We start from the raw sequence: 6,892 nt of genomic DNA on the forward strand, positions 1-6,892 counted from the left end.
CTAGACTTTACTTTCTACTTCAACGGGAGCATGGGAGCGGTTATCCCTGGTGTAGACTTGCACGCCTTAGCCAGACGCGATATTTCTCAAGTTAAGATTTACAAGAAAGACCACCGCTATCATTGCTTGGTTTTCGCGTTGGCAATAGTCTTAATTCAATACTTGATATCGTATTATATATCAAGTGGGCGATTTTCTTCACTCACTTATGTCAATACTTGTCAACATAAGTATAGTTTTATCTATAAAATAGTCAGCTTAGGACTAGCTCACCAATTTTCACACCCCAATTCTAAGAATAAAGAAAAATACTGCAATAATTCGTTAAAAAGTATTAATATAAACAGAATACCACTTGGCTGACGGCACTAGCTACTGGTAATGTCATATTACTATCGCTGCATCCCACAACCTACGGGGGGCAGTACTCATGTTCTTGTTTGCCATCACGCACAAAAATGGGGTTGTCATTGGGCGAGCCTGTGGGCGACAGTAAACAAGCATTTATTTATACTATTACTTAGACCTTACTAATTACCCAGAAAACTTAAAATGTCTCCACTCGGTATCACTACCAGTCACTTAACCCATATCCTAAAAAAGGCAGAGGCAAAATTTTGGCTGTTGTTGGTAGGAGTAAACAAATACCAAGACAAGAGACTACCCTCACTACGCTACTCCGCTGTAGATTGTCAGGGTTTAGCTGCAGCTTTGACCGACGCTAGCCAAGGACTGACCCAGACTAAGCAGAGGGTTTACCATGATTTAACTTCCGAAATACCGACCCTCTCCACACTGCGGCGTAGCTTAAGGGAAATTACGGATACTGCTCAACCACAGGACACAATTTTATTTTATTTTTCTGGACATGGGATGCTAGATCCCAATTCACAACAAGCATTTTTGTGTTTAGCAGATACTCAAACAGATGACTTACTCAACACAGGTTTAGCTTTACAGGAAGTGTTGCATCTGTTGGGAAATAGTCAGGCGCAAACTCAGTTAGTCTGGCTAGATGCTTGTCATAGCGGTAATCTCACATTCCGCAATTCCAGAAGTAATATAACTACAGCATCCCTACCCAACCCCACATCCCAGATGGTGGAATTATTACGCCAAAGAGCAAAACAGAGTAAAGGATTTTATGCCTTACTGTCCTGTGATACTAATCAACAATCCTGGGAGTTTACCGAACTGGGACATGGCGTATTTACTTATTACTTAATGCGTGGGTTGCGCGGTCAAGCGGCTGATCCCCAAGGATTAATTGATGCTGATGCACTTTATAGATATGTTTATCATCAAACCAGCCAATACATTGAAGACACTAATCAGCAATTACGACTGATTAATCAGCAAAACAAAAGTAGAGGCGACACTCATCTGTATTCGGAATATCCGCAGCAAACACCCAAGCGTATTGTAGAAGGAGTGGGGGAAGTAATTCTAGGATTAAAACCAGCCCTTGTAGAATCTCCCTCTCCCCGACAAGCATTAATAATCGAGGGACTAGCCACAAATCAGACCACCCTAGCTGTAAGTAAATTATTCCGGGGTGTGGGTGGTTTTGAGTTAGAGTATTGGACTGGCTCCATAGAAGCTAGCACTAAAGATTTACACTCTACTATTCAAACCTGTTTACAAACCACACAAGCAGCACCACCCAACCACCCGAGAGTTTTTTCTACAGTACTGTTATATTTACGTGGGCGACTCGAAGAAACTGAAGCTGGTGAACCGGCTTTAATTTTAGGAGAAAATACCCGACTGAGTCGTTCTTGGTTAAGACAAGAACTGAGGCGTTCAACTTATACTCAACAAATTATCATTTTAGATTGCCCCGGGGTAGCCAATGACAAGCCCTCCCTACAAGACTGGGTAGAAGATTTACAACTAGGATTTGATCAAGGACAATGTATAATTGCTGCGGCTTCACCTAAAAATCATCCCGAAAAATTTGCCCAAGCCCTCCACTCTACCTTAGAAGCAGCCCCACCCCAGGGTAGTTTATCAGCTGCGGCTTGGATTACCCAATTACAATTATTTTCTCAGCATGACTTACCTCTACATATTTGGCTATCTGGATCCCAAGGTGTAATTGAAATTATACCCACGGGCAATACAGGCACTCAATCAACAGCAGCTATTGATTTAGGGCTTTGTCCCTACCGGGGTTTACGGGCTTTTCGGGAAGAAGACGCTCAGTATTTTTACGGTAGAGAAGCTGTTGTAGAGCAGCTAATTAGTGAGTTGGGGCAAAAGTCATTTATTGCGGTTGTGGGAGCCTCCGGTAGTGGTAAATCTTCGGTAGTACAGGCGGGATTAATCGCTCAACTGCGACAAGGTAAACTATTACCAGGTAGTGAAGACTGGTGGATGAGAAGCTGTCGCCCTGGTGCCAATCCTCTGCTAGCTTTATCACAGCGCTTGCTAGATAGCGGTACGGAAAAAGAAAAAGCTTACCAGCAGGCGGAATTACAAGGGATGTTGTCCCAAGGGGTAGAAGGGTTTGCCCAGTGGATAGCTCAACGCCCGGAACCAATGGTAATTTTGGTAGTAGACCAATTTGAAGAATTATTTACTCTTGCATCTGGTGAAGATAGACAACGCTTTTTAAAACTTGTCCTAGGGGCGCTGGAACTGATGCCAGATAAGTTTAAATTAGTTATTACTTTGCGGGCTGATTTTATCGCCCCCTGTTTAGAAGTACCAGTATTGGTGAAGTTATTGCAGCAGTCGAGTGTGCTGTTAACTCCCTGCTTGACGGAACAAGAATACCGACGTGTGATTATTAACCCAGGGCGACAAGTTGGTTTAACAGTCGAGGCGGAATTAGTCGAAGTGCTAGTACAAGAGTTACACCAATCACCGGGGAATTTACCACTGTTAGAATTTGTTCTCGAACAGTTGTGGGAATATCGCGAAAATGGTGCGATTACTTTACAAGCTTACCAACAGCATTTGGGCGGAATTAAAGGAGCTTTGGAAAGTAAAGCTCAAACAGTTTATACTAGTTTAGATGCGGAAGCTCAAGACTGCGCGCGGTGGATTTTTCTGTCGCTGACACAGTTGGGTGAGGGTACAGAAGATACTAGGCGACGGGTATTCAAATCTGAGCTAATTGTGCAAAAATACCCCCAGGCATTGGTAGAAAGAACATTACAAGTGTTAATTGCTGCCAAGCTGGTGGTGGTGAATTTAGAAGAGGATGCAGGGGTGTGGGATGAGGTGAGAGCAGAAGGGAAAATTTCGGACTCATCCCCCCGGTCTTCCCCTGTAACTATAGAAGTAGCTCACGAGGTGCTGATTCGCCATTGGTCAAAGTTGCGCTGGTGGTTGGAGGAAAATCGGGCGCTGTTGCGATCGCGTCGTCAAGTTGCCCAAGCAGCAGCTTTGTGGAAGAATAACAATCAACAGCCTGACTTTCTCTTACAAGGTGTTCGCCTTGCAGAAGCTGAAGAGATTTATCTCAATTACACCGATGAAATATCTGTTGATGTCCAAGGTTTTATTCAAGCTTGTTTAGTACAAAGACAACGCCAACAACAAATAGAAAAAAATCGACTGCGAAAAGCTCAAAGAACAGTGGGGATTATGAGCATTCTGGGACTGACTGCTTTTGGGTTGGCTGTTATAGCTTACCAACAAGGTCAAAAAGCCCAGTTACGAGAGATACAAGCCTTAAATGCTTTGTCACAAAACTTTCTGTTTTCCCATCAGGAGTTAGAAGCATTAGTCACAGGACTCGAAGCGGGTAGGGAAGTCCAAAAAAACACCTATGGAATCCCGAGTAATATTCAAGCTCAAACTGCAATCATCCTACAACAAGCACTTTATGGCACTCAAGAACGTCATCGGTTAACTCATGATTCCTGGGTGACTAGTGTTAGTTTTGCACCGGATGGTCAAATACTGGCTGCGGGTTATGCTGATAACAGCATTAAACTATGGAATCGTGATGGCAGTTTAATAGCAACTCTGACAGACCATCAGGGTGAAGTCAATAGCGTCAGTTTCTCACCGGATGGTCAAGTATTTGCTTCTGGTAGTAGTGATAATACCATTAAAATCTGGAGTCGTGATGGTAAGTTAATCACAACTCTCACAGATCATGAAGATGGTGTAAATAGCGTCAGTTTCTCACCGGATGGTGAGTTATTAATCAGTGGTAGTACTGACAAGACTGCCAAATTATGGAGCCGTGAGGGTAAATTGCTCCTCAATTTTAGAGAACATAGCCGAAGTATCAATAGCGTCAGCTTTGCACCAGAAGGTGATACCATTGCTTCAGCTAGTGATGATGGCACGGTGAAACTTTGGAGTTTGGATGGTCGTTTGTTATCAACCTTACCCGCAAGTACCAAAGAAGTCTTGGATGTCAGTTTTAGTCCCGATGGTCAAACAATTGCTTCTGCCACCAATGAATATACAATTAAACTCTGGAGTCGTGATGGTAATTTACTCAGAACTCTAGAAGGGCATACTCTGGGTGTCTGGCAAGTCAGGTTTTCTCCCGATGGTAAAATCATAGCATCTGTGAGCCGTGATCAAACTATTAAACTCTGGTCTCGTGCTGGTGACTTATTAGATACTTTACGAGGACATAGCCATGAGGTTAATAGTCTGAGTTTTAGCCCAGATAGCCGCAGATTAGCCTCAGCTAGTGATGACAATACTATTAGATTATGGGAACTGAGAAGAAATTTACCTAAAATTTTCTACGGTCATGAAGGTAGTGTGAATGAAATCAGCTTCACCGCCGATGGAAATACTATCACCTCCATGGGTGATGACAAGACTATGAGAATCTGGAACTTGGACGGTCAATTACTGGAAACATTACCCTCCCCCATAGAAGATGTTAGCAGTGTTGGCTTGACTAAAGATCAAAATATAGCAGCCTTGGGACGTACAAACCACAGTATCGACATTCGCCAACGAGATGGGACTTTACTGCATACCCTGAAGGGACATAATAGTTGGGTAACGAGTGTGACTTTCAGCCCTGATGATCAAATTCTGGCTTCTGCTAGTGTAGACAAAACTATTAAACTCTGGAGTCGCGACGGTCAGCTGCTACAAACTCTTTCCGGTCATAAGGGTTGGGTAACTAATGTCAAATTTAGCCCCGACGGTAAATTTATCGCCTCTGCTAGTGTGGACAAAACTATCAAACTCTGGGACTTAGAGGGTCGCCTGTTGAAAACTTTTTCAGGTCATAACGCTAGTATATGGAGGATTAATTTTGCTCCCGATGGTCAAACTATTGCTTCAGCTAGTGATGATAAAACTGTTAAACTGTGGAGGTTAGACGGTTCACTAGTTCACACCTTCGAGGGCCATACTGGTTTAGTACTTCATGTTAGTTTCTCCCCCGATGGCAAAGTTTTGGCCTCAGCTAGCGATGATGGTACTATCAAACTCTGGAATATTAGTAATGGTATGTTGTTAAAAACCTTCTTTGCTCATAACCAGGGTGCTCACACTGTTAGTTTTAGTCCTGACGGTACTAAGCTAGCTTCTGCGGGTAGGGATGCCACTATTAAATTGTGGAACCTAGAGGAGGTAGAATTGCAAACATTGAAACTCAATGAACTGGTGAGCAATGCTTGCGATCGCCTGGGTGATTATCTCAAAACTAACCCTGATGTGACCACACAAGAGTATGAACTTTGTTTTGACTAGTAAATAGTGGGTAATGTAGGCTCTATAGAAAAAATTGCTTAGGTTAGAATTGAGATCATGAACAGACGCTATTTTTTAGAGGCTAGTACCGCAATTGTCGGCACTGCAGTTTTATCACACAATTTATTTAACATCTTCTCTTGGGGGGACTCCAAAACCATGACGACTTCTAAAAGCCAGTTTGCAATTACTAAACCTGAAGAAGAGTGGCGCAGTATTTTAACGCCGGAACAGTACCGCGTTTTACGAAAACATGGTACAGAACCCGCTTTTAGCAGCTCCCTAGATAAGCAATATGACGAGGGTACTTTTGTCTGTGCTGGGTGCGGACAAGCACTGTTTACATCTGATACTAAGTTTAACAGTGGTACTGGTTGGCCTAGCTTTTTCCAACCAATTGAAGGTGCGATCGCCACTACTGTAGATCGGTCATTTTTTATGACTAGAATCGAAGTGCATTGTAGTAACTGTGGTGGACATCTAGGTCATGTGTTTGATGATGGTCCAGCACCGACCGGTAAGCGCTATTGTATGAACGGTGTCGCCTTGAATTTTGTCCCTGTTTAATGTGACCCTCCTCCCACATTCACACAGATCCCCCACTTCTAGCTAAAAATAATCAAATACATAAGATTCTAGTCAGATTCATCTGACTTTAGCTTTGAGACGGGGGTTTCTAACCCCCGGTTCCCCGTGTAGCATCAAACGCAATTTTTCAACCCAGGGCGATCTGCTTGTAGCAGCGCTTCGCGATCGCACCACAGATCCCCGACTTCTAGCTAAATTATCCTAGATTATCTCTAATAATGTGAGAAGTCGGGGATATTACACCCCCTCCCACAGTCACACAGATCCCCGACTTCTAGCTAAATTATCCTAGAATATCTCTTGACCCCACACCCAGCCCTCACAGGGTAAAAGGTGGGGTATACGCAGTATTAAAAATTGTCACATCACTCAACCAACTATAGTATAATTTATCAATATCAAATCCTTTACCCTGACTGCTCCCGTATCAACACTTACCCTACAGCACCATGAATGCTATATCACAACAGTTGCAACTACTCATCAACCACCAAGACCCAAATAGCCGAGTTGAAGCACTACAGCAACTGTTAGGATATCCATTCAAACAACTTGACCCAGAAGGTTCACGGTTTTGGTATCTACACCCCGGTAAAAACCAGTCAGAAGCTCAGGAAAC

At 43.3% G+C, this 6,892-nt stretch carries 2 protein-coding genes; both read left to right on the plus strand.

The genetic code is table 11. The features are described from left to right. Positions 1-552: 552 nt before the first annotated feature. A complete protein-coding gene (locus NWP21_RS08240) occupies positions 553-5,685 on the plus strand; it encodes a caspase family protein (protein WP_280792310.1) in 5,133 nt (1,710 codons plus the stop codon). A gap of 57 nt (positions 5,686-5,742) precedes the next feature. Further along, complete coding sequence (gene msrB / locus NWP21_RS08245; protein WP_271734174.1) at positions 5,743-6,252, plus strand: peptide-methionine (R)-S-oxide reductase MsrB; 510 nt, start codon at positions 5,743-5,745, stop codon at positions 6,250-6,252. Positions 6,253-6,892 lie beyond the last annotated feature (640 nt).

Source organism: Anabaenopsis sp. FSS-46 (assembly GCF_029891665.1).
GTDB classification, from domain to species: Bacteria; Cyanobacteriota; Cyanobacteriia; order Cyanobacteriales; family Nostocaceae; genus Anabaenopsis; species Anabaenopsis arnoldii.

Coding starts and splice junctions, on each gene's coding strand:
- NWP21_RS08240 (WP_280792310.1), top strand. CDS start 553: ATGTCTCCACTCGGTATCACTACCAGTCACTTAACCCATATCCTAAAA.
- msrB (WP_271734174.1), top strand. CDS start 5,743: ATGAACAGACGCTATTTTTTAGAGGCTAGTACCGCAATTGTCGGCACT.